This window comes from Bacillus sp. FSL K6-3431, assembly GCF_038002605.1.
Lineage (GTDB): Bacteria > Bacillota > Bacilli > Bacillales > Bacillaceae_C > Lederbergia.
In genome coordinates this window covers 4320818-4346737 of record NZ_JBBOCT010000001.1, presented here as the reverse complement: position 1 = coordinate 4346737, position 25920 = coordinate 4320818, and the positions used below count along the sequence as shown (strand labels likewise).

24 protein-coding genes and 1 pseudogene are annotated in these 25920 nt (G+C 36.9%); 11 read left to right on the top strand and 14 right to left on the bottom strand.

What is annotated here, in order from left to right:
• Window positions 1–88: 88 nt before the first annotated feature.
• The 4 genes from ptsG (at window position 89) to MHB53_RS20900 (ending at window position 4196) form a co-directional block, all read left to right on the top strand.
• Window positions 89–1627 (top strand): glucose-specific PTS transporter subunit IIBC, encoded by a 1539-nt coding sequence (gene ptsG, locus MHB53_RS20915; RefSeq protein WP_340922053.1) that lies wholly within the window; start codon window positions 89–91, stop codon window positions 1625–1627.
• 2 nt (window positions 1628–1629) lie between these two features.
• Window positions 1630–2313 (top strand): N-acetylmannosamine-6-phosphate 2-epimerase, encoded by a 684-nt coding sequence (locus MHB53_RS20910; protein WP_340924890.1) that lies wholly within the window; start codon window positions 1630–1632, stop codon window positions 2311–2313.
• A gap of 3 nt (window positions 2314–2316) precedes the next feature.
• The gene (locus MHB53_RS20905; protein WP_340922051.1) at window positions 2317–3129 is read left to right on the top strand and encodes a MurR/RpiR family transcriptional regulator; all 813 of its coding nucleotides are present in this window, start codon (window positions 2317–2319) and stop codon (window positions 3127–3129) included.
• Between the two features lie 332 nt (window positions 3130–3461).
• Window positions 3462–4196 (top strand): YqcI/YcgG family protein, encoded by a 735-nt coding sequence (locus MHB53_RS20900; protein WP_340922049.1) that lies wholly within the window; start codon window positions 3462–3464, stop codon window positions 4194–4196.
• 40 nt (window positions 4197–4236) lie between these two features.
• On the opposite strand, the gene MHB53_RS20895 is transcribed toward MHB53_RS20900, so the two are convergent.
• Window positions 4237–4809 (bottom strand): GbsR/MarR family transcriptional regulator, encoded by a 573-nt coding sequence (locus MHB53_RS20895; RefSeq protein ID WP_340922047.1) that lies wholly within the window; start codon window positions 4807–4809, stop codon window positions 4237–4239.
• A gap of 222 nt (window positions 4810–5031) precedes the next feature.
• Between MHB53_RS20895 and proV the strand changes: the two genes are divergently transcribed.
• The 3 genes from proV to MHB53_RS20880 are packed head-to-tail and all read left to right on the top strand — an operon-like array spanning window position 5032 to window position 8027.
• A complete protein-coding gene (proV, locus tag MHB53_RS20890) occupies window positions 5032–6276 on the top strand; it encodes a glycine betaine/L-proline ABC transporter ATP-binding protein ProV (protein ID WP_340922045.1) in 1245 nt (414 codons plus the stop codon).
• Window positions 6277–7128 (top strand): ABC transporter permease, encoded by an 852-nt coding sequence (locus MHB53_RS20885; protein WP_340922043.1) that lies wholly within the window; start codon window positions 6277–6279, stop codon window positions 7126–7128.
• Entirely contained in the window at window positions 7125–8027 is a 903-nt protein-coding gene (locus tag MHB53_RS20880) for a glycine betaine ABC transporter substrate-binding protein (RefSeq protein ID WP_340922041.1), read from the top strand. The genes MHB53_RS20885 and MHB53_RS20880 overlap by 4 nt, the downstream gene beginning before the upstream one ends.
• 127 nt (window positions 8028–8154) lie before the next feature.
• Here the strand turns inward: MHB53_RS20880 and MHB53_RS20875 are convergent.
• The 3 genes and pseudogenes from MHB53_RS20875 to MHB53_RS20865 form a co-directional block, all read right to left on the bottom strand.
• Window positions 8155–8473: pseudogene (locus MHB53_RS20875) on the bottom strand (transposase); the annotation flags it as partial.
• Between the two features lie 4 nt (window positions 8474–8477).
• Entirely contained in the window at window positions 8478–8612 is a 135-nt protein-coding gene (locus MHB53_RS20870) for a hypothetical protein (protein ID WP_340922039.1), read from the bottom strand.
• A gap of 447 nt (window positions 8613–9059) precedes the next feature.
• A complete protein-coding gene (locus MHB53_RS20865; protein ID WP_340922036.1) occupies window positions 9060–9788 on the bottom strand; it encodes an NAD-dependent deacylase in 729 nt (242 codons plus the stop codon).
• Between the two features lie 567 nt (window positions 9789–10355).
• Between MHB53_RS20865 and MHB53_RS20860 the strand changes: the two genes are divergently transcribed.
• Window positions 10356–11984, top strand: coding sequence for a DUF2339 domain-containing protein (locus tag MHB53_RS20860; protein WP_340922034.1), 1629 nt, complete (start codon window positions 10356–10358; stop codon window positions 11982–11984).
• A gap of 77 nt (window positions 11985–12061) precedes the next feature.
• On the opposite strand, the gene MHB53_RS20855 is transcribed toward MHB53_RS20860, so the two are convergent.
• The 9 genes from MHB53_RS20855 to MHB53_RS20815 all read right to left on the bottom strand — a co-directional run bounded on the left by MHB53_RS20855 (window position 12062) and on the right by MHB53_RS20815 (window position 21200).
• Window positions 12062–13018, bottom strand: a complete 957-nt coding sequence (locus tag MHB53_RS20855; RefSeq protein ID WP_340922032.1) for a siderophore ABC transporter substrate-binding protein — start codon at window positions 13016–13018, stop codon at window positions 12062–12064.
• Between the two features lie 281 nt (window positions 13019–13299).
• Window positions 13300–13791: a PCYCGC motif-containing (lipo)protein gene (locus MHB53_RS20850; protein ID WP_340922030.1), complete on the bottom strand. Its 492-nt coding sequence runs from the start codon at window positions 13789–13791 to the stop codon at window positions 13300–13302.
• 453 nt (window positions 13792–14244) lie between these two features.
• A complete protein-coding gene (locus MHB53_RS20845) occupies window positions 14245–15213 on the bottom strand; it encodes a sugar phosphate isomerase/epimerase family protein (protein WP_340922027.1) in 969 nt (322 codons plus the stop codon).
• A gap of 30 nt (window positions 15214–15243) precedes the next feature.
• Window positions 15244–16269, bottom strand: a complete 1026-nt coding sequence (locus MHB53_RS20840; RefSeq protein ID WP_340922025.1) for a Gfo/Idh/MocA family protein — start codon at window positions 16267–16269, stop codon at window positions 15244–15246.
• A 76-nt stretch (window positions 16270–16345) separates the two neighbouring features.
• Entirely contained in the window at window positions 16346–17065 is a 720-nt protein-coding gene (locus tag MHB53_RS20835) for a ThuA domain-containing protein (protein ID WP_340922023.1), read from the bottom strand.
• Window positions 17066–17109: 44 nt separating this feature from the next.
• Window positions 17110–17931, bottom strand: coding sequence for a carbohydrate ABC transporter permease (locus tag MHB53_RS20830; protein WP_340922022.1), 822 nt, complete (start codon window positions 17929–17931; stop codon window positions 17110–17112).
• The gene (locus MHB53_RS20825) at window positions 17931–18794 is read right to left on the bottom strand and encodes a carbohydrate ABC transporter permease (protein WP_340922020.1); all 864 of its coding nucleotides are present in this window, start codon (window positions 18792–18794) and stop codon (window positions 17931–17933) included. Before MHB53_RS20825 ends, MHB53_RS20830 begins: the two co-directional genes overlap by 1 nt.
• A 66-nt stretch (window positions 18795–18860) precedes the next feature.
• Window positions 18861–20096, bottom strand: a complete 1236-nt coding sequence (locus tag MHB53_RS20820) for an ABC transporter substrate-binding protein (RefSeq protein WP_340922018.1) — start codon at window positions 20094–20096, stop codon at window positions 18861–18863.
• Window positions 20097–20192: 96 nt separating this feature from the next.
• A complete protein-coding gene (locus MHB53_RS20815) occupies window positions 20193–21200 on the bottom strand; it encodes a LacI family DNA-binding transcriptional regulator (RefSeq protein ID WP_340922016.1) in 1008 nt (335 codons plus the stop codon).
• A 61-nt stretch (window positions 21201–21261) separates the two neighbouring features.
• On the opposite strand from MHB53_RS20815, the gene MHB53_RS20810 reads away from it, so the two are divergent.
• The 3 genes from MHB53_RS20810 (at window position 21262) to MHB53_RS20800 (ending at window position 23834) form a co-directional block, all read left to right on the top strand.
• Window positions 21262–21690 carry an ArsR/SmtB family transcription factor gene (locus tag MHB53_RS20810; protein ID WP_340922014.1) on the top strand — a complete coding sequence of 143 codons (429 nt, stop codon included), beginning with the start codon at window positions 21262–21264 and terminating at the stop codon, window positions 21688–21690.
• Window positions 21691–21711: 21 nt separating this feature from the next.
• Window positions 21712–22209 carry an SRPBCC family protein gene (locus tag MHB53_RS20805; RefSeq protein ID WP_340922012.1) on the top strand — a complete coding sequence of 166 codons (498 nt, stop codon included), beginning with the start codon at window positions 21712–21714 and terminating at the stop codon, window positions 22207–22209.
• A gap of 407 nt (window positions 22210–22616) precedes the next feature.
• Window positions 22617–23834, top strand: coding sequence for a Bcr/CflA family efflux MFS transporter (locus tag MHB53_RS20800; protein ID WP_340922010.1), 1218 nt, complete (start codon window positions 22617–22619; stop codon window positions 23832–23834).
• A gap of 808 nt (window positions 23835–24642) precedes the next feature.
• On the opposite strand, the gene MHB53_RS20795 is transcribed toward MHB53_RS20800, so the two are convergent.
• The gene (locus MHB53_RS20795) at window positions 24643–25803 is read right to left on the bottom strand and encodes an IS256 family transposase (RefSeq protein WP_340924574.1); all 1161 of its coding nucleotides are present in this window, start codon (window positions 25801–25803) and stop codon (window positions 24643–24645) included.
• Window positions 25804–25920: the final 117 nt, after the last annotated feature.

The following is a 25920-nucleotide window of genomic DNA, read 5'->3' as shown; positions in this document are numbered from 1 at the left end:
GTAAGTGCTTTACATTCCCTATTGCATTTATTGAATTACTTTTCTATAATAATAAATGAAAATAATTTACATCAAGGAGGTACACATGATGAATAGTTTCTTCGAGAAAGCGCAACAGTTTGGTAAATCATTTATGTTACCCATTGCTGTTTTGCCAGCAGCAGGTTTACTTTTGGGAATTGGCGGCGCTTTATCTAACCCTAATACAGTTAAGGCATATCCATTCTTGGACGTGGCATGGCTTCAATCCATCTTTACCATTATGTCCAGTGCTGGGAATGTCATTTTCGCTAACCTTGCATTACTATTTGCAATAGGTGTATCAGTTGGTTTAGCAAAAAGTGATAAGGGAACTGCTGGGCTTGCAGGTATGCTTGGTTTCCTAGTTATGAATTCGACGATCTCTGCATTATTATCTATCATGGGAATTCTTAATACAGAAGATCCTGCATCTGCTGGGCAAGGTTTAGTACTGGGTATTCACACTTTAGAAACAGGCGTCTTCGGCGGTGTAATGGTTGGGATTTTAGTTGCATTACTCCATAATCGGTATAATAAAAAAGAACTTCCTGCCTTTTTAGGTTTCTTTAGTGGATCACGTTTTGTTCCGATTATTTCTTCATTCGCAGCTATTTTTCTAGGAGTGCTTATGTTCCTAGTTTGGCCATTTATTCAAGCCGGGATTTTTAAAATGGGCGGATTAGTAGAAACTACTGGGTATATTGGGACCTTTATTTATGGATTCGTGTTACGTTTACTAGGTCCATTCGGTCTTCATCATATATTTTATATGCCTTTTTGGACTACTAGCTTAGGTGGTTCACTCATTGTTGATGGACAGCTAATTGAAGGAACACAGCGGATTTTCTTTGCACAACTTGCTGATCCTACGATTGAAAAGTTTTATAGTGGCACTTCACGTTTTATGTCTGGACGTTTTATTACAATGATGTTTGGTCTTATTGGCGCGACATATGCCATTTATCGTACAGCAAAACCGAAAAACAAAAAGATAGTTGCAGGTTTGATGGGATCAGCTGCATTAACATCATTTTTAACAGGAATTACAGAACCAATTGAATTCTCATTCTTGTTTATCGCTCCCGTACTTTATGTTGTACATGCATTCTTAGATGGACTAGCCTTTATGATGGCTCATATCTTCCAAATTACAATTGGTCAAACGTTTTCGGGAGGATTTATCGACTTTGTCCTATTTGGAATTTTACAAGGAAATGCGAAAACAAACTGGATAATGGTTCCAATTATTGGTATTCCATGGTTCTTTGTCTACTACTTCCTATTTACATTCTTAATTAAAAAATTCAATTTCAAAACACCTGGCCGGGAAGATGAAGAATTAACAAAAGCAACAACAGCGGAAAATTCAAGCGAAAGAGCACAAACAATTATTACTGCATTAGGTGGCGCTGACAACTTAACAAATGTTGATTGCTGTGCTACTCGTTTGCGTGTTAGTGTCAATGATGCTGATAAAGTAGATGAAGCATTATTGAAAGAAACAGGAGCAAAAGGTGTCGTAATGAAAGGTAAAGGTGTCCAAGTCATTTATGGACCACATGTAACAATTATTAAAAACGAAATCACAGAAATAGTGGGTGAATAATGATGTTAGATAAAATTAATCATGGACTTGTTGCTTCTTGTCAAGCGCTAGAGAATGAGCCTCTTCACAGTTCATTTATAATGGCAAAAATGGCACTTGCTGCTAAGCTTGGCGGTGCGGTTGGTATTCGTGCAAATTCAAAGCAAGATGTCCAAGCAATAAAAAAAGAAGTTTCTTTACCTGTAGTCGGAATTGTGAAACGTGATTATCCTGATAGTGATGTTTTCATTACAGCAACAAAAAAAGAAGTAGAAGAATTAATTGAATCAGGATGCGAAATGATTGCCATGGATGCCACTTTGCGCAAACGTCCAAATGGCGAACAGTTAAAAGATATTGTTGATTATGTTAAAACGAATCATCCACATATCCAGTTAATGGCGGATATTTCAACGTTGGAAGATGCACTTGAAGCAGAACGTTTAGGATTTGACTGTGTTTCTACCACTCTTTACGGGTATACAAACGAAACAAGCGGATGTAAACTATATGAGAATGATTTCGAATTCATTAAGATCATTTTAAATAACATTCACATTCCAGTTATAGCTGAAGGTAATATTATTACACCTGAAATGGCAAAGATAGTAATTTCCCTTGGCGCTTATTCCGTTGTCGTAGGAGGAGCTATTTCAAGACCTCAGCAAATTACTAGCCGGTTTGTAGAGGAGATCAAAGGAGTGTAATGGATGGTTACACTATTGAAGGAAATACAATCCAGATATTCCTCCTTCTCAGAAAAAGAAAGAGGTTTAGCGGATTATTTACTTTCTTCACCGCTCGAAGCTGCCGAGAGTAATATTAAAGATATTGCTGCCAAAACTGATATTTCAGTAGCTACGATCACAAGATTTTGCAAAAAGGTCTCATGTAGGAATTTTGTCGAATTGAAAATCAAACTAGCTAGAGAAGCCTATCAAGAAGTTGATGAAGACGTTGACTCAAAATTAAAGCGCCAGTATGAGGATATACTCGATGATATTCAAGGACTTAGTGGAAAAGAAGCTTTAAATGAAGTCATGCACCATATCCAAAGAGCAAAGAAATTGTATATTTATGGTCTGGGCAGTTCAGGACTCGCTGCCCAGGAATTAAATTATCGATTAAGTAGAATGGGCTTTGCATCTGAGGCTGTGACAGATCCACACTTAATGATCATTAGGAGTACATTATTCCAAAAGGGCGATTTACTGCTAGCATTTTCTCGTTCGGGGCAGACAAGAGATTTATTACATTCTGTAAAGGAAGCCAAAAATAACGGCGCAAAAGTCGTCTCGTTCACCGCCTATGGTGATACGCTGCTTACAAAGCTATCCGAGACTGTCTTATGGACGATTCATCCTTTACGGACTGGGTATGTTTCCACAGGTTTAGATTTAAGTGTTCTTTATTTAATTGACCTTATTAGCATATTTTTATTAAAGGACAAAAAAAGTCAAGAAACATATCAAAAAACAGTTACAGCCATTTCTTCTGAAGCTTATATAGAAAATAGCCGCTAATCATTTTGCGGCTATTTTTTATTGGTATTTCTATCGATAGACCTCTTGTCATCGTAAATTTTCTTCGAATTCAGTTAATGAGGATAGATAGTGATAGAACAAAAATATTTTCATCATTATTTCAAATATCTCGCATAGTTTTTAATAAGCACGGATTACGAGCACCTGTCTCCCCTAACATTCAGTTATCAACTTTGTTTCAAAGGCCACAATATTGTCATTATTTTCTCTACCTTGCAATAAACAGAGGACGGTCTCAGTTAGTGTTTTAGGCTGATTTCCGTTTTAGAAACCTAATATGAGGGTAATAAATCTTTTGAGGTGAATTTGTAATGACAAGGGAAAACAGCTGGTTATTTACTAAAAAGGATATGACAAATGCTAATTTAGTACCCGACTGGGTTATTAGGGAGTATCGGACATTTAATAGCATAGTCACTGATAAGACATTTCCTTGCACATTTGGAATGAGTGCTGAGAAAAGAGGAGAACTGCGTTACTCCTATATTTCTCACGATGATTGGTCAAGCCTTCCACAAACCGTAGAAGACTTTATTGACCTGTTTGATGAATCTGAGACTTTGATTCGCCATGGGTTTTTCTTGTTTGTTGAACCAGAAATGGAAGAAAAATCGCTTGAATATTATCGATCATATTTTTGGAAAGTCCTACAGTATTTACATGATGTAGATAAAAAACCTTGGCCTGAAGATTATCCGGAAGACCCTGATCATCATTTATGGAATTTTTCTTTTGCTGAGGAGCCTTTTTTCGTTTTTGGTAATACTCCAGCATACAAGCAGCGAAAAACGAGAGATTTGGGTAATAGTCTAATTCTAGGATTCCAACCTCGACGTATATTTGATGGTCTTGAAGGAACATCAAAGGGTGGAATCATGTCGCGCGAAATGGTTCGATCACGAGTAGAAAAGTGGGATCGCTTGCCAAAACATCCGAATATTAGCCATTATGGTGATCCAGATCATAGAGAATGGAAGCAATACTTTATCGGAGATGATATAAAGCCAATTGAAGGCAAGTGTCCTTTCCAGCATAAATCTATGTAAAAAAGCTTGATTCCATTAATGGAATCAAGCTTTTTTTGTATTATAGATCCGCTTTTTTGGGAACTAGCTTAAAAATTTCATGATCCTCAAATACGGCAACTAACCGGTTAAGCCATTCATAGTATTCAGACATATATTTCAACTTTGCTATATCTTCTGTAGCCATTGCTTGAATCTCTGGACTAATATTATTATCGGTAGTTAATTGTTCTAACTCCGCTAATGACTTTTTTATAGCAGATAAATGCATCGAGTTGGCACTTTTCCATTTTGTCGAAAATAAATCTATAAAGCTTTGATACCAATCTTCTTCTATTTGATATAAATCTTTTCTTACCCCTTTTTTCCACACCCGTTCTACCATCTTTAAATCAGATAAAGTTCTTACAGATGTACTCATACTCGTTTTACTCATACCGAGTTCTTCCTTCATATCATCAAGTGTTAATGGGTCTTGATGAAAAAACATCATTCCGTATAGCCTTCCAGCTGAAGACGTAGCACCATATAAATGTATATTTTGTCCAATTGTTTCAATAACACGCTCACGAGCTTTTTCAAGTCGCTCTTTACCTTCCACTTCTTTTTCACATCCTTCAAAATGCTTAAACACGATGTTTCTTCTAGAATATAATAACGCTCACCATATTGTAAAGAATCATTCACATGAGTAAAGTGGAGCATTTGGCAGGATTATTGAGGATACCCCTAGTTAAGTTTGTACAGTTTATACTGTACGTACTATACAGATAGAATATGCCGTTATATGACATTTGTGTTACATGCACTTTTTCTAATACACTTATATAGGTTCATAAGATTAGGGAGTGAAAACATGGATGAGAGATCAGGCCATAAAAAAATAGAGGTCAAAAATGCAACAAAGATATTTGGTAAAAACATAAAGAAAGCGAATCAGCTTTTAAAAGAAGGTAAGTCCAAAAATGAAATATTAAAAGCGGCTGGTGCAACAGTTGGTGTAAAAAATGCAAGCTTTGATGTGTACGAAGGTGAAATTTTTGTCATCATGGGTCTATCCGGAAGTGGAAAGTCTACATTGGTGAGATTATTAAATCGACTCATTGATCCAACAGCTGGTCATATTTTATTGGATGGTGCGGATATTGTGCAAATGAATAAAGAGCAACTCCGCGAAGTAAGAAGAAAAAAAATTGGGATGGTTTTTCAAAAGTTTGCCCTATTCCCTCATAGAAATATCTTAGAAAATACCGAATACGGATTAGAAATCCAAGGGATCAACAAAGACGAACGCCAAGTGAAAGCAAAAGAAGCTTTGAAACTAGTTGGATTGGCAGGATATGAAAATCAATATCCAGATCAATTAAGTGGTGGAATGCAACAACGTGTTGGTCTTGCTCGGGCACTTGCTAATGATCCAGACATTTTGTTAATGGACGAAGCATTCAGTGCTTTAGATCCACTTATTCGTAAGGATATGCAAAATGAATTATTGCAATTACATGATGAAATGGGTAAAACAATCATTTTTATTACCCATGATTTAGATGAAGCCTTACGAATCGGTGACCGAATTGCGCTAATGAGAGATGGGCAAATTGTTCAAATCGGAACACCTGAAGAAATTTTAATGAATCCTTCAAATGATTATGTAGAGAAATTTGTTGAAGATGTAGATTTATCAAAAGTGTTAACAGCTGGACATATTATGAAGCAAGCCGAAACAGTACAACTTGATAGAGGCCCAAGAGTAGCACTTAGATTAATGAAGCATCATGGAATTTCTTCCATTTATGTAGTTGACAAGCAAAACAGGCTAATAGGAGCTGTGACAGCCCAGGATGCAAACAACGCTGTAGAATTAGGTCATTCTCTTCAAGATGTCCTCATACAAGATATCTCTACTGTACCTTCTGAAACCTTGCTGACAGACCTTTTCAATCTTGTTTCAACTGCCCCAATACCAGTTGCTGTAGTAAATGAAGAAAAAAGACTCCAAGGGATTATTATCCGTGGTGCATTGATTGGTGCATTATCTGGCGACAATGATTTTATCAATGGGCAAGATGAGTCGAAAACTAACTTGCAGGAGGTGAATTAATTGCAAAACTTACTTCCGCGAATACCACTTGCTACTTGGATAGACGATGCTGTTGATTGGCTTGTTGTTACATTTGGAACTGTTTTTGATGGCATAACAACTGTATTGGAAGGTTTAGTTAATGGGATTGTAACTGGACTAGGGTTTATTCCTTCTATTATTCTCGCTATTTTATTTGCATTACTCGCATGGGTAATTTCTACGCGAAAAATAGCCACTTTTTCATTAATCGGCTTATTGCTTATTGATTATCTAGGTTATTGGGATCCGATGCTACAAATGTTGGCCCTCGTAATAACCTCTGTGGTCATCTCCATTGTAATCGGCATACCAATTGGCATTTGGTCGTCCCAGAAAGAAACTGTGCGAAAAATTGTTGCACCCATTCTTGATTTAATGCAAACAATGCCAGCATTCGTTTACTTATTGCCGGCGATATTCTTTTTCAATATTGGTGTTGTTCCAGGAGTTGTTGCATCGGTTATTTTTTCTATGCCACCAACAATCCGTTTAACGATATTAGGCATTCGTCAAGTGCCTGAAGATTTAATTGAAGCAACAGAAGCTTTTGGATCAACAACTGGACAAAAGTTAATTAAGGTACAAATACCACTGGCAATGCCGACCATCATGGCTGGTATTAACCAAAGTATCATGCTCGCTTTATCAATGGTTGTGATTGCATCTATGGTCGGTGCACCAGGACTTGGTGAAGAAGTATATCGTGCTGTAACACAATTAAAAACCGGTGTCGGTGTAGAAGCTGGATTGTCGATAGTGATTGTAGCAATCATTTTAGACAGAATTACACAACATGCTGGAAAACAAAAACAAAGGGGAACTTTATCATGAATTTCGCAAAAAAAATTACAGGATTAAGTGTAGCTGTCTTACTTGCAGTTGGTCTTGCCGCTTGTGGCAACGACGCAAAAACAGAAAACGATACGGATAAAACAGAATCCGTTGGTAAATCTGTCAACTATAAAATTACTGGAATTGATCCAGGTGCTGGAATTATGCAACAAACGGAAAAAGCAATCGAGGAATATGAATTATCAGATTGGGATCTTGTTTCTGGTTCAAGTGCCGCTATGACTGCTTCTTTGAAAAAAGCCTATGACAAAGAAAAGCCGATTATCATCACTGGTTGGACGCCACACTGGAAATTTTCTAAGTATGATTTAAAATACTTAGAGGATCCAAAAGGTGTTTACGGTGGTGAAGAAGAAATCCGTACAATTGGTCGCACAGGATTGGAAAAAGATTTACCAGAAGCATATCAAATTTTAAAACAGTTTAAATGGACAGAAGAAGACATGGGTAAAGTAATGGTTGCTATTCAAGAAGGCGAAAAACCAGAAGTTGCTGCTCAAGCATGGATCGATGATAATGCTGATAAAGTAGCTGAATGGACAAATGACGTTGAAAAAGTAGATGGCGATAAAATTAAACTTGCATATGTTGCATGGGATAGTGAAATTGCCAGTCATAATGTAATGAAAATCGTTCTTGAAGATATGGGCTTTAAAGTAACACTTACACAAGTGGAAGCTGGACCTATGTGGACAGCAGTTGCTGATGGAAGTGCAGATGCTACACTTGCTGCATGGATGCCTATTACACATAAAACATATGCAGACAAATTCGAAGGTAAATTCGAAGAAATCGGTGTTAATATGGAAGGCGTAAAAATTGGCCTTGTAGTTCCTAAGTATATGGATATTGATTCGATTGAAGATTTGAAAGAATAATTTGGTTGCCCTCCGCTTTTTATAGGCCACTGAAAAAACTTGCGTTTTCCTGTAAGTAAACCTGAATTGAAAAAGACGCTATTTTGTTCGAAATTGAACAGAATAGCGTCTTTTCTCTTCACATTCTTTACTCTAATTCTCTCATTAGCGTCCTAATTCTTTTGAGATTGACCGTAAATATAACCATCGCTCCTTGTATCCGCATACCAAATAGACCCGCTGAAGTGGTTACATTATACCCGTGCCTATGTTTCAACTCACTATTCTTTGCTTCAATTTTATAGCGAGATTTTGCCTTTTCTATAAACACTTCACTATTTTGAAACGCTTCTTGATCCCTTATGTCCCGTCGATTTAATCGTCATAGAATAGGTTTTACTTTTTGCACCTTCCTTATAACAACCTTCTTGAAACAGATAAACCTTACATTTTTCAATATCAAAAAACATTTTATTCTAGGATTCTTTCCTTTCTCTCGTTGATCCCGTTTTCCATCGTGTCCTTTGTGGATTGCCATATAGCCACAACGATATCGTAAATTGCCATCAATGGGCTAAGTTTTAGCGTTTCTTGATTAGCAATCATCGGGGACACCACCTACATTTGATAACACGATTATATAATAAAATAGCGACCCATTCCTCGATTTCAATTTGTAATGAATCGCTTATTTTTTTACGTTTAATTCTATCTCTGTATGGAAGATATTACGTTGATTGGAGCGCATGCGACGAGGAAGCTCACCGCACGCCCCCCGGAAAGCGTCCGCTCGGAACGGAAATCAACAGTTTTTGGCGTAATCCTATTTAAAAGGACTTTTTCCGTGGCCTCCTTTTTATAGTGGAGGTTTTTTATTTCTAGTAATACATTGTGAAGAAAGTTAATTCCGTATTTATGTGAGCTTCGAACTTTTTCGATAACCCACAAGATTAGCAATAAAATCATCGGACTAATCCCGCCAACCAACTGAATATTATATATTAAAACCCTCCGCTGGTTTGAGATTAGCTGAGGAATTTGACTTTCATCATATTAAATATCTTTTCGAACTTCTAATTCATCATCCATTTCCTTTAAGACATCCCCAATTTTCCGATCATTGATAACAAGATCCGCATATATATCAAATTCTGTTGGCTCCATATTTATGATCACAAGCTTGGCTCCTTTTTGTTTTGCAATCAATGGAAATTGATTTGCTGGTGTTACAGTTAAGGAAGAACCTAAAACGATAAACAACTCCGCTTTTTCACTTTCCTCTGTAGCTTTTAAGAGCGCATTCTCAGGAAGCATTTCACCGAATAAAACAACGGATGGACGAAGTGTCCCACCACATTCACATTGAAATTTCCCTTCTGCATACGTGTCATTCCCGTATACCTTCCCACAGGTTTGACAATGTACCTTCTTCATCGTGCCATGGAGTTCAGATACCCTTTCACTTCCCGCTTCATGATGAAATCCATCAATATTCTGAGTAATAATGCTTTGAATCACCCTGTTTTTCTCCCATTTCGCCAAAATATCATGACCTTTATGTGGCTTACATTCATTCAGGCCAAGCACTCGATGTCGATAAAAGTCAAAAAACAACTCGACGTTCTTATTTAATGCCTCCGTGCTGGCAATTTTACTTGGATCTTCCTTATTCCACATTCCTGTATTTGCTGATCTGAAATCAGGGAGACCACTTTCCGTAGACATACCTGCTCCAGATAAAATAACCGTATACTTTGATTGCTTTAACCATTGTAACAACAATGCCCAACACTCCTTCGTAAGGTAATTCGGCAGAACCCAATATAGACACCATGTTACCATAGTAGCATCATATTGGTTTAAATTCCTTATGGAAATATAAAGGATATTAGAGACATTTAACTAATATACTTTATAGGGGATGTTTAAATGGTCCGGTAAAAATGGCTGTCAAATCGTTGTCTGCTCGCTTCTCCGTTTCTCAAATATAGGAAAAGGATCCTCTGCTAAGAAAAGGGACCTCTGTTAAGAAAAGGGACCTCTGTTAAGAACGCTCACGTCCTGTGAGCAACACAGAGGCCAGCACATCCTGTGCAAGTACGTCCAAATGAGCAACACAGAGTCAGCACTTCCTGTGCAAGTACGTCCAATGAGCAACAGCATCGTATGCAAGTGCTGCGGTGTTTGAAGGGGGAGCTTCCTAGAACTTCGACGGACTGATAGGAGTCCTAGTGCTGAGTTATCACAGGACGTAGTGGTCTTAGTCGGCTTTGGCCTTTTTTATTCTCTTTTTTGAACAGGCATCTATAGAAAAATATGTCTATTATTGCAGTGAAGGGTGGGAATGACATGGAGAATAAACCAACTCTTGAAGAACGAATTCATTATTTAGAAAATCGAGTTAGTTATCTTGAAAAGAAATTAGATATAAGTAATTCCGACAAAACATTAGCTGTTAGGTCAGCAGCCACTATACCTGTAGTTAAACAAACCACACCAGCTTTACATCAAATAGAAAGTAAGCCAATCGAGTGGGACGTCCTCATCTTTCAAAAGATATTACCACGCCTGTTTATATTCGTATTTATTATTGGTATTCTTTGGGGCTTTAAAGCAGCTTCAGACTACGGATATTTGACGGAGAGTGTAAAGGTCTTGCTTGGTTTTATTACTGCAGCCGCCTTTATTGTGTTCGGCATCATGCAGTTGAATAAAAACCGAACAGTTTTAGGGCAGGTATTAGTTGGTGGTGCGATCCCCATTTTGATGTTAACAACATTCACGATGCATCAACTCTATGAAATGACTGGTCCTGAAGTTTCCTTTATACTAAATGTTATCTGGATTGCATTAGGTCTATTTTTCACTTATACATTTAAATCACAAAGTATTGGGCTCGTATCAGCTGTTGGTGGTGTGCTTGTCCCTTTTTTAATTGTAAGTACGACACCTAATATACCTATATTCATCATTTATGAAACATTACTTTACGTATTATTCATCTGGCTAGCACTAAAAAATCGCTATATTGTTTTGTATTATCTTTCTGCCATCTTATTAAATATCACATTATTATTATTTTTCCTTATCGCAAATGTCCCAGATCATTATAAATGGTTAGCCGTTTCACCAGTTATCATTCAGCAATTAGCCTTGCTTACTGGTTTTATTAACACCAATGATAAATTAAAAAATCAAGCTTATACTTTATTCTCAAGTGTTTTATTATCGTCCCTTTGGATTAAACTCGTATTAACAGATTCCGAGTCTTCCATCGTATTCTCGATGATTGCGTTACTTTATGGAATAACCTATTACGCTTATCAGAAGGACATTGTTAGAGCACCGATCTTTATTGCCAATACTTTGATGGCAGGATTATTTTTTGCTAATACAATGTTTAGTGACATGACAATTGAAGTATTACTCATATCAAGTCTTATTTATATGTTTGTCGCACATAAATATAAAGGGATATTCCATACTTTATTAGGGATTTTCACTTATAGTCTAGGCGCAATATTCACTGTTACTATATCTATTCCTGGATGGATTTCTTGGGAAATGTTACATTGGATTGTGCTTATTTCCGCTACAGGCTATGCTATTAATTATTTGGCTAATCATTTAAAAGAGGAACATCCAACGATAATGAATGTAGGTGTTCCCTATTTTTCCATTCTATTACTAGTGTTTACTGCGGCGCTATCCATACTCATTACTGATAGTGCTGGAGAGAATACGGAGCGAATTGTCATGAGTATACTTTGGATTATCATTGCGATTGTCTTCATGGTGCTCGGGAAAAGCTTATCGATTATTCAAGGTAAATATGTAGGCACAGGCATTCTCTTTCTTACACTTGGCAAAATTATTTTATTCGATCTACTATTTATTTCGGTGGCAGTCAAAGCATTGTTGTTTATCTTACTTGGCGCTGTGGGATTACTTGTATCAAGAGCTTATTATAAAAAGTAAGTTTATTGCTTTAATTGCATAGCTGAAAATACAAAAGAGGATTAGCCGCTTTATACGGTTAATCCTCTTTTCAAAACTTATTTTATTGCAGCTTCTACTTCTTTTACCATTTGTGAAACGGATTCCAAACCTCCGCCAGATAGGTACCAGAAATCAGGGTCTAAATAGATGATTTTTCCATCTTTATACGCGTCAGTGCCTTTAACCAAGTCATTTTCAATGATGTCTTTGGCAGCCGATTCTCCATCAACAGCGGCTCCACGGTCAATGACGAATAAATAGCCAGGGTTTTTCTCTAAAATATATTCGAATGATACACTTTGACCATGTGTCGATACTTCGATTGATGAGTCAGCCGGTTCGAAACCGAAAACATCGTGGATAATACCAAAGCGAGAACTAGGACCATATGCACTAACTTTTCCTTCATTTGCTAACACAATTAACGATTTACCTTCTAGTGTAGATGCTTCTTTATTTAATTTTTCTATATCTTCATTGATAACCGATAATTGCTCCTCTACTTCTGCCTCTTTACTGAAAATCTTACCAATCGTTTTTGCATTTTCAGCAAATGATTCCATGTATCTAGATGTATCGACACCTAAATATATAGTAGGGGCAATTTCTTTGAACTCTTCATACATATCAGATTGTCTTCCCGAAATGATAATTAAATCCGGATCCAATGCATGGATCTTTTCAAAATCTGGTTCTTTCAAGCTACCAACATTTTCATACTTTTCATCTTCATATTTTTCTAGATATTTTGGGATATTGGTTTTCGGTAATGCTGCTACTTCAACACCTAATTTATCCAATGTATCAAGAGATCCAAAGTCAAAGACGACTACTTTTTTAGGATTTACTGGTACTTTCGTTTCGTCCAATTCATGTGTAATTGTTAGTTCTTTCGCTTCTACTTTCGGTTCTTCCTTTTCCTTCTTATCTCCGCTGTTAGCATCATTTGTTCCACAAGCAGTTATAATCATCATTGCAATGATCAGACTAAATACTGTTAATAATTTTTTCACTTCAGTCACCTCTTATTTTTATGTATATTAATGATAATCATTATCAATAGCTATTAAAAAAAATAGCCTTTCTCTTTAATTCATTATACCCCCGTTCGAACTTCTTTATTGACAATGATATTCGTTCTCAATTCATAATATACCATACTCCTTATTTTTACAACAACTATTTTTCATAAAAATAGTTGTTGTATGAATTGGTTGAGAATTGAATTTTCACGTATTCATGTCAATGAATGGTTTTCGACAAAAACGAACTGGACGTTGTTCGCTCTTTATCATTAGATTTCTTTTGTATCTGTAGGGTTTGCATAGCCTTCTTCATATGCTTGATCAATTTCATTACGAATTTCTTTCATCGTCTTCCCATCATTATAATCAACTACCGCCTTAGCAGCTATTTCTAGGCAAACAGTACATTTTGTGCCATGGTCATCCCAAACGATGGATCCATCTTCCTTGTTTTCATGAATAAAGCAATCATAATTATCTTTATGTCCTACTGAATCGCCACATCCACAATAGCAAGGCATATTTTCTAGTAATTCTTGATGCTGAGCAACTGCCAAATAAATTAATTGCATATCTTCCGGCTTGTCTTGTAAGAAACTTGGTTTACTAGTAGCACTACTTGTTTCTTCCCGAATATCACCATGAGCTACTTCTGTATGTGTCTCTTCCGTTACAGGAGGATCACTTTTTTCTGCACTCGAACACGCTTGCAAAAATATCCCTAATAGTAACACGAGACTAATAATGAGTCTTTTTTTCATTTACAAAAGACAACCTTTCTCCATTCTGTGATACTTTTATTTTATTATTGATGCTATTATATATCAAGCTTGTTCACAGACCTTTAACAAGTTATTAGGTAAGCCCTTCTTATCTAGATCGGTGGATATTAATAAAGTGAAACCTCAATCAGTGGGGGCTTTCTATCATCCCCCACTGATTGTTAAGGAACTCAGGCCAAGGTCGCCGCGTCCTGCGGCAACGCCTAAGTGACCAACATCCTGTTTGCCTGAACCAATCGCCTTTACGGGCAGTTGATCCCCCACTTACTCTTCATTGCTTAAACTTGAATCCTTGAAGTGGGGTTTTACTGCCCGTTAATCTGCGATAAAATGACTTTGTATAATCTTTGAGGGCATGTATTCGCTTAAGACCATTAGCAGTAAAAGAGCCAGCTACATGAATATTCATGCTGCTGGCTCTTTTTTATATCATTAAGCCCACCACATTTGTGCAGGTGATTCTTTAATTAAAACGGCTTGTAAATTACTAACCGCACGTTGGAATCCTTCTTCAACGGACATGATCGGATCTTCATGTTCAATACTGACCACATAATCGTATCCGAATGTACGTAGTGCACTCATCATGTCGCTCCATTCCTGGACGCTATGACCACAGCCAACAGATCGGAAATTCCATGCTCTTGTCCGTATGTTACCATATGGTTGCATATCAGTTAATCCATACATATTAACATTTTCTTGGTCAATATACGTATCTTTGGCATGGAAATGGTGAATGGCATCTTCTTTGCCTAGGATTTTAATTGCTCCTACCGGATCGATACCTTGCCACCATAAATGACTTGGGTCAAGATTTGCTCCAATTGCATCACATGTTGCTTCTCTTAACTTCAATAATGTGTAAGGTGTATGTACTAAAAATCCTCCATGTAATTCTAAACCAATTTTCACGTGATGATCTTTAGCAAACTGTCCCCATTCTTTCCAATAAGGAATTAGCTTCTCTTCCCATTGCCATTTTAATACTTCCTCAAAATCATGTGGCCAAGGCGCTACAGGCCAATTTGGATATTTTGCTCCTTCATGATCTCCGGGAGTACCAGAAAAGCAATTTACAACAGGCACTTCTAATAAGCTTGCTAGTTTTACTGTTTTCACAAAAGTTTCATGGCTTTCTTTTGCAAATTCTTTATCAGGAGATATTGGATTTCCATGACAGCTGAATGCACTAATAGATAGCCCTCTTGACGTAACCGCATTTAAATATGCTTGACGTGCTGCTTCATCTTCAAGCAATAAATCAAGTGGACAATGGGCGTTTCCTGGATAATTTCCTGTTCCAATTTCAACAGCATCCAGTCCTGACTTTTGTACATAATCAAGCATTTCCTCAAACGACTTATCAGAAAACAGTACTGCAAATACACCTAATTTCATTTATTTTCCCATCCTTTACTCTCTAAAATTTTACAATTGAACGATTTTCTTTGTTTTATTCGATTCAAGTGCAGCTAGTACTACTTGTAAAGATTTCATTCCTTCTTCACCTGAAACTGGTGGATTCAGATCAAGTTCGATACTTTCAACAAACTTTTCAATCGTATGTGAAGTGGATTGTCCACCATCATCGTTGGATTGAATTTTTCCTAGCTCGTAATTTACTGTAGAGCCATTTTTATATTGAACAATTAAAGAATAATTGGGATCATCCTCTAAACGTAAAATACCTTTTTCAGCATAAATGATCGTTGAGTTATCTTCCTTCGCTGTATATGCCCAGCTGGCAGCCAATGTACCAATGATTCCAGATTCTGTTTTTAATACACATACTGCATTATCATCAACGTCAGAGTCTTCCTTTGCTGAACCTTCCACAAATGCTGCAACTTCGGTGAACTCCTCACCTAAAAGAAATCTTAGTAAATCAGTTTTATGCACACCTAAATCACCCATCGCACCAATAAAGGCTTCTTCTTTCTTAAAGAACCAGCTTTCTTTTCCATCCACACTCCATCCTTCTGGTCCACCGTGACCAAATGCCGTACGGAAGCTATGGATTTTTCCTAGTTCACCACTCTCAATAATCTCTCTTGCTTTTTGATGGGATGGGACGAATCTTTGATTATGGGCAATCATTAATTTCTTCCCTGAAGCTTGTCTTGCTTCAATCATTTGTTCCGCTTCTTCTTTAGATATTGCCATTGGCTTTTCGCAAAGCACATGCTTACCTGCTTGCAATGCTGCTATTGTGATCGGTGCATGTAAATAATTAGGTAAACATACACTTACTGCATCTATATCGTCATTTTTTAGTAATTCCTTGTAATCAGTGTAAGCAATTGCATCATAGGTACTTGCCATTTCTTCCGCTCTGTTTTCAACAATATCGCAAACCGCAATGATTTCTACATTTTCTTCCATTGCATATTCAGGTAAATGTCGATATTTCGCAATGCTTCCACAGCCAATTACGCCCACTTTCATTTTCTTCATCATCTATTCCCCCATTTTATTATTGTTTAGGGTTTGAGTACTTGATTCCCTGATGTTTCAGCTTGTTGAAGTGAGTTCACTTTTTCTTAATTTCTTCCAATGGCTGCGCATTTCCATAGACAGGATACGATCTATCCGCAGGCTTCACCCATTTAGCCGCGTTTACTAATACTTTTTGAATATCTTTTTGATGGTATGTTGGGTATGTTTCATGGCCTGGTCTAAAGTAGAATATTTTCCCATTTCCTCGTTTATATGTGCAGCCTGATCTGAATACTTCTCCACCTTCAAACCAGCTCAAGAAAACTAATTCGTCCGGTGCTGGAATATCAAAATGTTCTCCATACATTTCTTCTTTTTCTAACTCGATGTATTCTCCGATTCCTTCCGCAATTGGATGCGTTGGATCTACAACCCATAGACGCTCTTTTTCATCTGCTTCACGCCATTTTAAATCACAAGATGTCCCCATTAATTTCTTGAAAATTTTAGAAAAATGACCTGAATGAAGGACTACTAATCCCATCCCTTGAAGTACTCGCTCATGCACACGATTAACAACCTCATCGTCTACTTCACCATGAGCTAAATGCCCCCACCAAAATAGAACATCCGTATTTTTAAGCACTTCTTCTGTCAGTCCGTGTTCTGGCTCGTCTAATGTGGCTGTCTTTGTTTCGTATCCATGCTCAGCAAGTAATTTTGCAATCGTTCCATGGATTCCTTCTGGATAAATATCTGCTACTACAGGATTTAACTTTTCATGTCTATTTTCGTTCCAAATTGTAATTTTCATATTGTTCTCTCCCTACATTAAATTCTATTTCGTTACCAATTTATTTATTTGATTCCGCCTTTCATCACACCACTGATTACCCACTTCTGTGCAAAGATATAAACAATGACCATAGGAGCGAGCGCCAATAAGTATGATGCAAAAGCTAAATTATAATCTGTACTAAACTGGGACTGAAAAATATATTGTACAAGTGGTAAAGTTGCCATTTCACGATCACTTACAATGACGAGCGGAAGCATAAAGTCATTCCAGGCACCCAAACATGTAAGAATTGCCACTGTTGCATTCATTGGCGCTAATAATGGGAAGATGACCTTCCAGAATACTTGCCATGTACTAGCTCCATCTATAATGGCAGCCTCTTCTAACTCTACAGGTATAGATCGAATATAGCCTACATAAATAAATATATTAAAAGCTAGGTTATACACGATATACAAAATAATTAGTCCTACCAAATTGTCCATGCCCCATGCAGATGTTTGTTTAACAATTGGAAGCATGATAATTGGAAATGGGATAAACATGGCACTTACAAAGTAGTAAAATAGCATTTTATAAAACTTTTTATGCATATTTCGAGCAATTGCGTAAGCAACCAATGAGTTCGTTAACACAGTAAAAATGACTACAAATACAGTAACAAAAACGCTATTTCCAAACGCATTGAAAAAATTCGTCATTTCAATGGCTTTACTAAAGTTTTCAAAGGACCAACTCTTCGGAAGAGCTAATAAGTTATTCGCTAATTCCTGTGGTGTTTTAAATGCAATGGTAATCGTTAAATATAGCGGAAATAAAATCAGTAACGAACCTGCAATTAAGAGAATAGTAGCAGGCCAATTCGTTCTTTTATTTATCATCAGCTTTGCACCTCTCTCTTTTCTAAAATTTTAAGTTGAATAATAGAGATGACAACAATTACGATGAAATAAATAACTGCATTCGCCGATTGGTATGCAAACTCGCCGCCTTCAAATCCTCCACGATAAATCAATAACGAGATGGATTCTGTAGACTGTCCAGGCCCACCGCCCGTTAAAGCAATGATTTGGTCAAATACCATTAAGAAATTTTTCATTGCCAAAATCATATTGATTGTGAAAAATGGAGCGATTAAAGGGAATGTAATTTTCCAAAACTTTGTCCACATTCCTGCACCATCTATACTTGCTGCTTCATATATATCTTCAGTAATTGTTACAAGACCAGCGAGGTATAGAATTGTATTGAATGCAATCGATTGCCAAACAGCTACAACAACAATTCCAAGCCAAGCCAAATTAGGATCTCCTAATATATTTTTTGCTAGGAATTCTATTCCAAAAGACTCACCTATTGTAGGTAGAAAATGGGTGAAAATGAAATTGAAAATAAACCCTACTATTAAAATACTTAATATAAAAGGTAAAAAGTAAACCGCTCTTAACGTTTTTTGAAACTTAATTTTTGAGTTCAAACCTATTGCGACTAACAAACTAAATATATTCACTAAAATGGTTGATATAATGGCAAACTTAAAGGTAAATCCATAGGCAGCAAATGCTCGATCATCCTTAAAAACATTCAAATAGTTTTTAATACCTACGAAATTCCAATCCCCATATCCTTTCCAGTCTGTAAAGCTATAAAAGATCCCTTGTAATGCGGGATATGTATGGAAGGTAAAAAATAGCAAAAATGCTGGAATAACTATAAATAAGTAAACATTATTTTTCTTTGTCATTATTTCAACTCCTTTAAGAAGGGATGGGCATCTGTAAATCAAGATGCCCAAAATTTTGATATAGTATTAACGATTCTGTACTTTTTCCCACTCATTATCCATTTTCTTTAAGAATGCATCTTTATTCTTTTTAATTAAAAACTCTTGGACAATATTTTCTGCACCCATTCCTGCTGGATAATAGTGGTCTGGGAAGCTAGTGATTTTTCCAGATTCAAAGTTTGTTTTTATCCCTTCAAATACTGGATCCTCTTGGAATACTCCTTCGATAGCAGAGAAGGCTTTTTGTTCATCAATATATTGTTGCGCTCTTTCTTCATCCATCATGAATTCAATAAATTTCATTGCCTCATCTTTATGCTTCGTGTCTTTATTCATCGTAAGAATCACGTCAACACCGGAAACTAGATTATTTTTGTCCGTATCGTTGTTGACCGGCATGGCAAAAGCTCCTAATTCCATATCGGGATTCGCCTTTACAATTTCCGGAATGGCCCAATTTCCTTGTATGTAAAACACACTTTTTCCATTCGCAAAAGCATTATTTCCATCTCCGTACCCAATTCCCATATTATCTTTGTGCCCATACTCAGTCAGTGTTAAGATTTTATCCGCTACTTCATTATAATTTTCAACGAAGCTTGCTTTCCCATTCGTTTTTTCTTCGGCGAAATCTTCTCCAGCAATATTAGCAGCTAAAGAGTTCCATGAAATCATTGCTGTCCATGCATCTTTCAGCGTGAAATAAATAGGTGTTTCCCCTGCATCTTTTGTTTTTTCCAAAATAGCAATAAATTCATCCCAAGTTGTTGGAACAGTCAGGCCCAGTTCTTCAAACTTCGTTTTGTTATAAATGACAGCGTTGGCATTCGTAACATACGGAAGTCCGAATACGCCTTCTTTTTCTGTACCTACGAGACGACCAACCATATCAACATAAGATTTTTGAACCGTTTTAACCACTTCTGTATCGGAGAAGTCATTCAGAACACCGGCACGTGCAAGTTCTCCATAAGTAGAATTGCCTCCAATGGACATAATGTCAGGCATATCATTTTTTGTTAATCGAGTTTTTAAAACCGTTTCTGCTTCTGGTGGTGCATCTAGCTTGATTTTAATATCCGGATTTTGACTTTCAAAATCTTTAATCATCTTTTTATAAGTGTCAATGCTCTCTGATTTATTCGAAAAAAGTTCTAAAGTAACTTTTCCATCTTTGCTTCCGTTTTCTCCACTACATCCAGCTAAAATAGAAGCACCTAGTGCTATTGACATTAGAACAGTCGTTAATTTTTTACGCATATGTGAATCCCTCCAAAGATTAATATGTATTGTTGTTAATTTATAACTCATTAACGTAAACGTTTACGTTAAATAGTAAAAAAATATAGTATTTAACTAATCAAACTTCTTTACACTATTTCTTTCTATTATTTGATGTGGCATCGTAATATTATAAACATCTCCAATGGAATCAACCATTTTAAATAATTGATCTGCGGCTTTGGCACCCATTTCAAACAGTGGCTGTGCAACTGTTGTTAATGGAGGAACAGTCATTTCCGAAATCTTTAGATTATCATAGCCAATAATAGACAAATCATCAGGCACCTTTATTCCAAGCCGATAAGCTGCTGACATGGCTCCGATGGCAATTTCATCACTAGCGGCAAACATTGCTGTAATATGTGGAGCCTGGGCTACTAGACGTTCCAAGTTATCTTTTCCATCTTCATAGCTAAACCCCTTACATTCAACAATTGCATTTTCCTCAAATGTGAGATTGTTTTCTTGAAGCGCTTGCTTATAGCCTTCTATTCTAGGTCTTCCTGAAATTGGATCTGATTTATTTCCACTTAACATCCCAATATCCTTATGACCCTTTTGAATCAAATATTGAGTAGCTGCATACGAAGCATCGTGGTCATCCACCTTTACATACGGTAATGGATAATCTATTGATTTAGTTGAGAGTAGGACAGCTGGAACCTTCATTTTCTTCATATACTCATAATACTCTTCTTTAAGTAGTGCACTCGTAAAGATAAGACCATCGATGCGCTTTTCATTTAACAATTGAAGATACTTCATTGTTCTTTCACCATTGTCAGCGGTATGACAGACGATAATACTTGATTCTTTAGCGTGAGCAATGCTTTCGATTCCATTTAAAAATTCAGAAGTTAATAAACTCGAAAGACTTGGGAACAATACCCCTATCGTTTCCGTTTTCTTATTAATTAACCCTCGGGCTATCGCATTTGGCTCATACCCCAACTCTTCTATAACTTGTAATACCTTTTTCTTTGTCTTTTCTGAATATCCCTTTTGATTATTTAAAATTCTAGATACTGTAGCAATAGAAACATTTGCCTTTTTTGCAACATCTGTAATTGTGTTGGACATTGCCCACCTTCTTCCTCATACGAAAACGTTTACGTAAAAAATATATCATAAGGCAGAATGAATGACAAGGATTTTATTACAAACTTTTTCAGAAGGTTATTTAACTAAATGGTTGAATATAAGTGTGCCACCAGCTATATTTAACTATATGGTTAACCAAAATGAAGACAATTTAAATGAAGTATTTCATGCTTTGTCTAATTCAACAAGAAGAGATATCGTTCATATGTTGGCTTTGAAAGAAAGGACAGTTTCTGAACTAGCGAAACCTTTTGACATGTCTTTGGCTGCTATCTCAAAACATATAAAGGTTTTGGAGCGGGCAAATTTAGTCGATAAAATTGTAAATGGAAGGATTCACATATGTCGTTTAAACACTCAATCATTAACACAAGCTACAGACTGGCTGCATTTTTATGAGAAATTTTGGAGTAATCGCTTTGATCTTCTTGAGGATGAGTTATTGAAAGCAAAAAAGAAAGAACATTAAATCACATAGAGGAGCATAAAGATGAACAACTATTCAACAACCACTTTAAAAATGATAAGAAATTTTGATGTAGCACCTGAAAGAGTTTTTGATGCATGGCTAAACCCTGAGATGATGAGAAAATGGTTCTTTACATTAGAAGGAACAAATAAAGTGGCACAAAATAATCCTCAAGTGGGAGGCACTTGGGAAATTATTGATCATCGCGATGGGAAAGATTATCGAGCAGTAGGAGAGTACCTTGAAATAGACCCTTCAAAAAAATTAGTGTTTACTTTTAAAATGCCACAGTTTAGCGAATCAGAAGATACGATTACAGTTGAGCTCAAAGACCTTCAGCAAGGCTGTGAAATGACATTTTCACAAAATATCATCGTCCCACATGAAGAAAATTGGACAACATCTGATATCGATAAAGCGCTTGTGGAGTATCACGACGGATCTGAACATGGTTGGAATTTAATGTTTATGGGACTTAAGGAATTAGTTGAAACCGGAAAAGTTAGCTATACAGGTTAAAAAGCATTTGAGCAAATAATAGGATGTTTCAATGAACTCGAACATGGGGAAATCTTAGGATTTAAATAACCTTATTATTGTATTTTTATATGCTGCGAAGGAATTTATATCAAAAATCAGACAATATTATGTTAACCTCGTCCTAAAAGTTTAGGACGGGGTGTTTGAGGTTTTACATTTTATTTTTTTAAGCCAGTAATTAGAGTGGCATAATAAAAAAGTATTACAATTAGATATTGTTAAAGTTTGAACTGAAATGAAATGAAAGAGAAGATAGCAGGTCTACTCTACCATGGAGAATCGTCTATCTAATATTATCCATTGAATAGACTGCCTTTTCTGTTGTAGACTTATGATATTTATGCTAAAAGTAGTAGACTTAGGTAGGAAAGGTGTTTGATATATTTATGCTTCAAAATCCAACAGGAAAAGAGCGTTTGGGATTAGCTTTTCTTCTCGGCATGCTTGCAATATTAGGGCCACTTAATATTGATATGTATTTACCAAGCTTTCCTGATATTGCCGATGATTTAGATGCTCGTGCCACGCTTGTACAGCTTAGTTTAACAACGTGTTTGATCGGACTTGCGATTGGTCAAGTAATTATTGGACCGATCAGTGATGCCCAGGGTAGAAGAAAGCCCTTATTGATATCCATTTTCTTATTTGCATTATCATCCCTTCTCTGTGCTCTTGCACCGAATATTACTGTATTGGTTGTAGCACGATTTTTACAAGGTTTCACTGCTTCAGCAGGAATTGTCCTTTCTCGTGCTGTCGTAAGTGATGTGTTTAGCGGAAGAGAGCTTACGAAGTTTTTCGCACTTTTAATGGTAATAAACGCGTTTGCTCCAATGATTGCACCAATGGCTGGTGGAGCAATCTTACTTTTACCATTTGCAAGCTGGAATTCAATTTTCTACTTTTTAAGTTTACTCGGACTGTTAATTGTTTTGATTGTTGCTATGCGATTAAAGGAAACATTGCCGCCAGATAATCGAGTGCCAAGCTCAATCGGGCATTCTGTACGTACAATAGGAAGTTTGTTGAAGGATCGTGCTTTTATTGGTTACGCATTGACTGTCGGATTTATTCACGGCGGGAGTTTTGCTTATGTATCAGGAACTCCGTTCGTGTATCAGGGTATCTATAATGTGTCTCCTCAAGTTTTTAGTATTCTATTTGGTATTAATGGACTGGCCATTGTTACTGGAAGTTTTATCATCGGGCGCTTCGGGGGTATTATTCATGAAAGAAGCTTACTTAGGGTTGCGGTAATTATAGCTGTAAGTGCCACTTCAATACTTCTTCTAATGACGATTATTCAGGGGCCATTAGCAACTCTTGTGATACCAATTTTTATTTACATGACCTCTATGGGAATGATCTTAACAAGCTCATTTACTTTGGCGATGGAAAACCAAGGACACCGAGCTGGAAGTGCAAGTGCCGTATTAGGTACACTCCCGCTATTACTCGGATCCATGGTCTCTCCTCTCGTTGGTATTAATGAGGCAACAGCAGTCCCAATGGGAGCAACGTTATTTATTACCTCTTTTATTGGTGCGATCGCCTTCTTTAAATTAACAAAGAAAACGATCCAAACTGAGCAGGCGCGAGGGTAAAAGTGAATTTCCTTCAAAGGTAGTTTATTTGCCGTTAATCCGCTTAAAAAACAGCTGAACCATCTTAGCTACTCAGGCTGTCGACTATTAAGGTACACTAACCGAACTTCTTTTATGGAACTAGCGACTATCCTACATCTGAGGAGTTTTTACTAGTGTGATTCACATTAATAGCTAATGTGAATCACTTTCACTTGTAATTTAAGCTATCCTGCTGAATAATCTCTTGCCTTGCTAATTCAAATGAATGGATGCGCGGTAATTACATTTTTATCAGTGATTTTGCTTATGTTTTTGCGTATAACTGGAAGATTAGCTTCGATTATATGCATTTACTGGCCGTCGAACTCTTTTATTAGCTGTCCAGGGAATTTACTGGCGACTCGAACTCTTTTATAAGCCACTCACGGCATTTACTGGCCACTCGAACTCTTTTATAAGCCACTCAATGCATTTACTGGCCACTCGGACTTTTTATAAGCCACTCATGGCATTTACTAGCCACTCGAACTCTTTTATAAGCCACTCACGGATTTACTGGCCACTCGAACTCTTTTATAAGCCACTCACGGATTTACTGGCCACTCGAACTCTTTTATAAGCCACTCAATGCATTTACTGGCCACTCGGACTTTTTATAAGCCACTCATGGGATTTACTGGCCACTTAGCGGCTAATTCGAGTCAAGTCCAGACAATTGTGTAATTTAGTTTACAATGTTTTCTTTATGATATTTAGTTAGAGTTGGCTATTTTATTTCATCAAGTGAAAAGGGGGTACCCCCTTTTCACTTGATGAAATTGTCATTTTATAAACTCTTTTTTCCGCTTCGTTCTCTGTTTTCATAATCCATTAGTATTGCACCGATAAGTCGAAATGCAGATTGATTATTCGGGAAGATACGTATGACTCTTTCTCTCCTGCGAACCTCCTGATTAAGCCTTTCAAGTGAATTTGTGCTCGCTAGATAACGATGATAACGAGAAGGCTGGTTGAGAAATTGAATGGCATCTTCGAAGCCATCCTCTAAAATTTCAATTGCTTTCTGGACCTTTGCTTCTTCTTCATATTTATCGACAAATTGCTCTTTATATTGGCGAGCTTCTTCTACTGAAATACTATTAAAGATGCGCCTCATGTCAGCGATTATTTGTTTTGATTCTTTTTTTGGCAATCGTTCAATGATATTCCGTTTAAAATGGACAGTGCAACGTTGCCAAGAAGTGCCTATGAATTCCCGCTGAATTGCTTTTTTCAGTCCTTCATGAGCGTCTGAAATAATAAGTTTTGGAGACTGAAGAGCACGTCCTTTCAGGTGTTGGAAGAACCCTTGCCATGCCTCAAAACTCTCAACATGATCGATTTTTAGTCCAATCACTTCACGTCTCTTGTTTTCATTTATCGCTGTAGCGATATAAACTGCCTTGGAAATCACTTTATTATGTTCCCGGACCTTGATATACATGGCATCTGCATAAACGTACGGATAGTACATGGTATTTAGGGGGCGGTTTGCCCACTCATTTACGATTGGATCTAGCTTTCCAGTAAGCGAAGATACGAACGATTTAGAGACGTTTTCTCCACACAGTTGTTGAACGACATTTGTGACTTTTCGAGTGGAAATCCCATTGACCACCATCTCTAACATCGACAATACAAAAGCCTGATCGACACGGGAAAACCTTTCAAACACGGAGGGAGAAAAGTGTCCCTCACGGGTTCTCGGGACTCGCAGTTGAACCCTTCCAATACTAAGGAGAAGCTCTCGCTCGTAGTAGCCATTTCGGTAATCAATGCGTTCGATCGAGCGCTCGTAGGCAGCTGCTTGGAGATAATCATCGCGTTCCTTCTCCATATATTCATTTAGGACAAGTACAATCGTGGATTTTACTACCGCTTCCAGGTTTGAATTTAGCACTGAGTCTTTTAAAATTTCAATATCTAGGTTAAAATTAAGTTGGGTCATCATCAATTCCTCCTCAATGTGATCGTGGTTGAAAACATTGTAACATGAGGTCTTGATGAGACCTTTTCTTTTTACACAATTATACGGACTCTATCCTAATTCGTGTTTTATAAATTC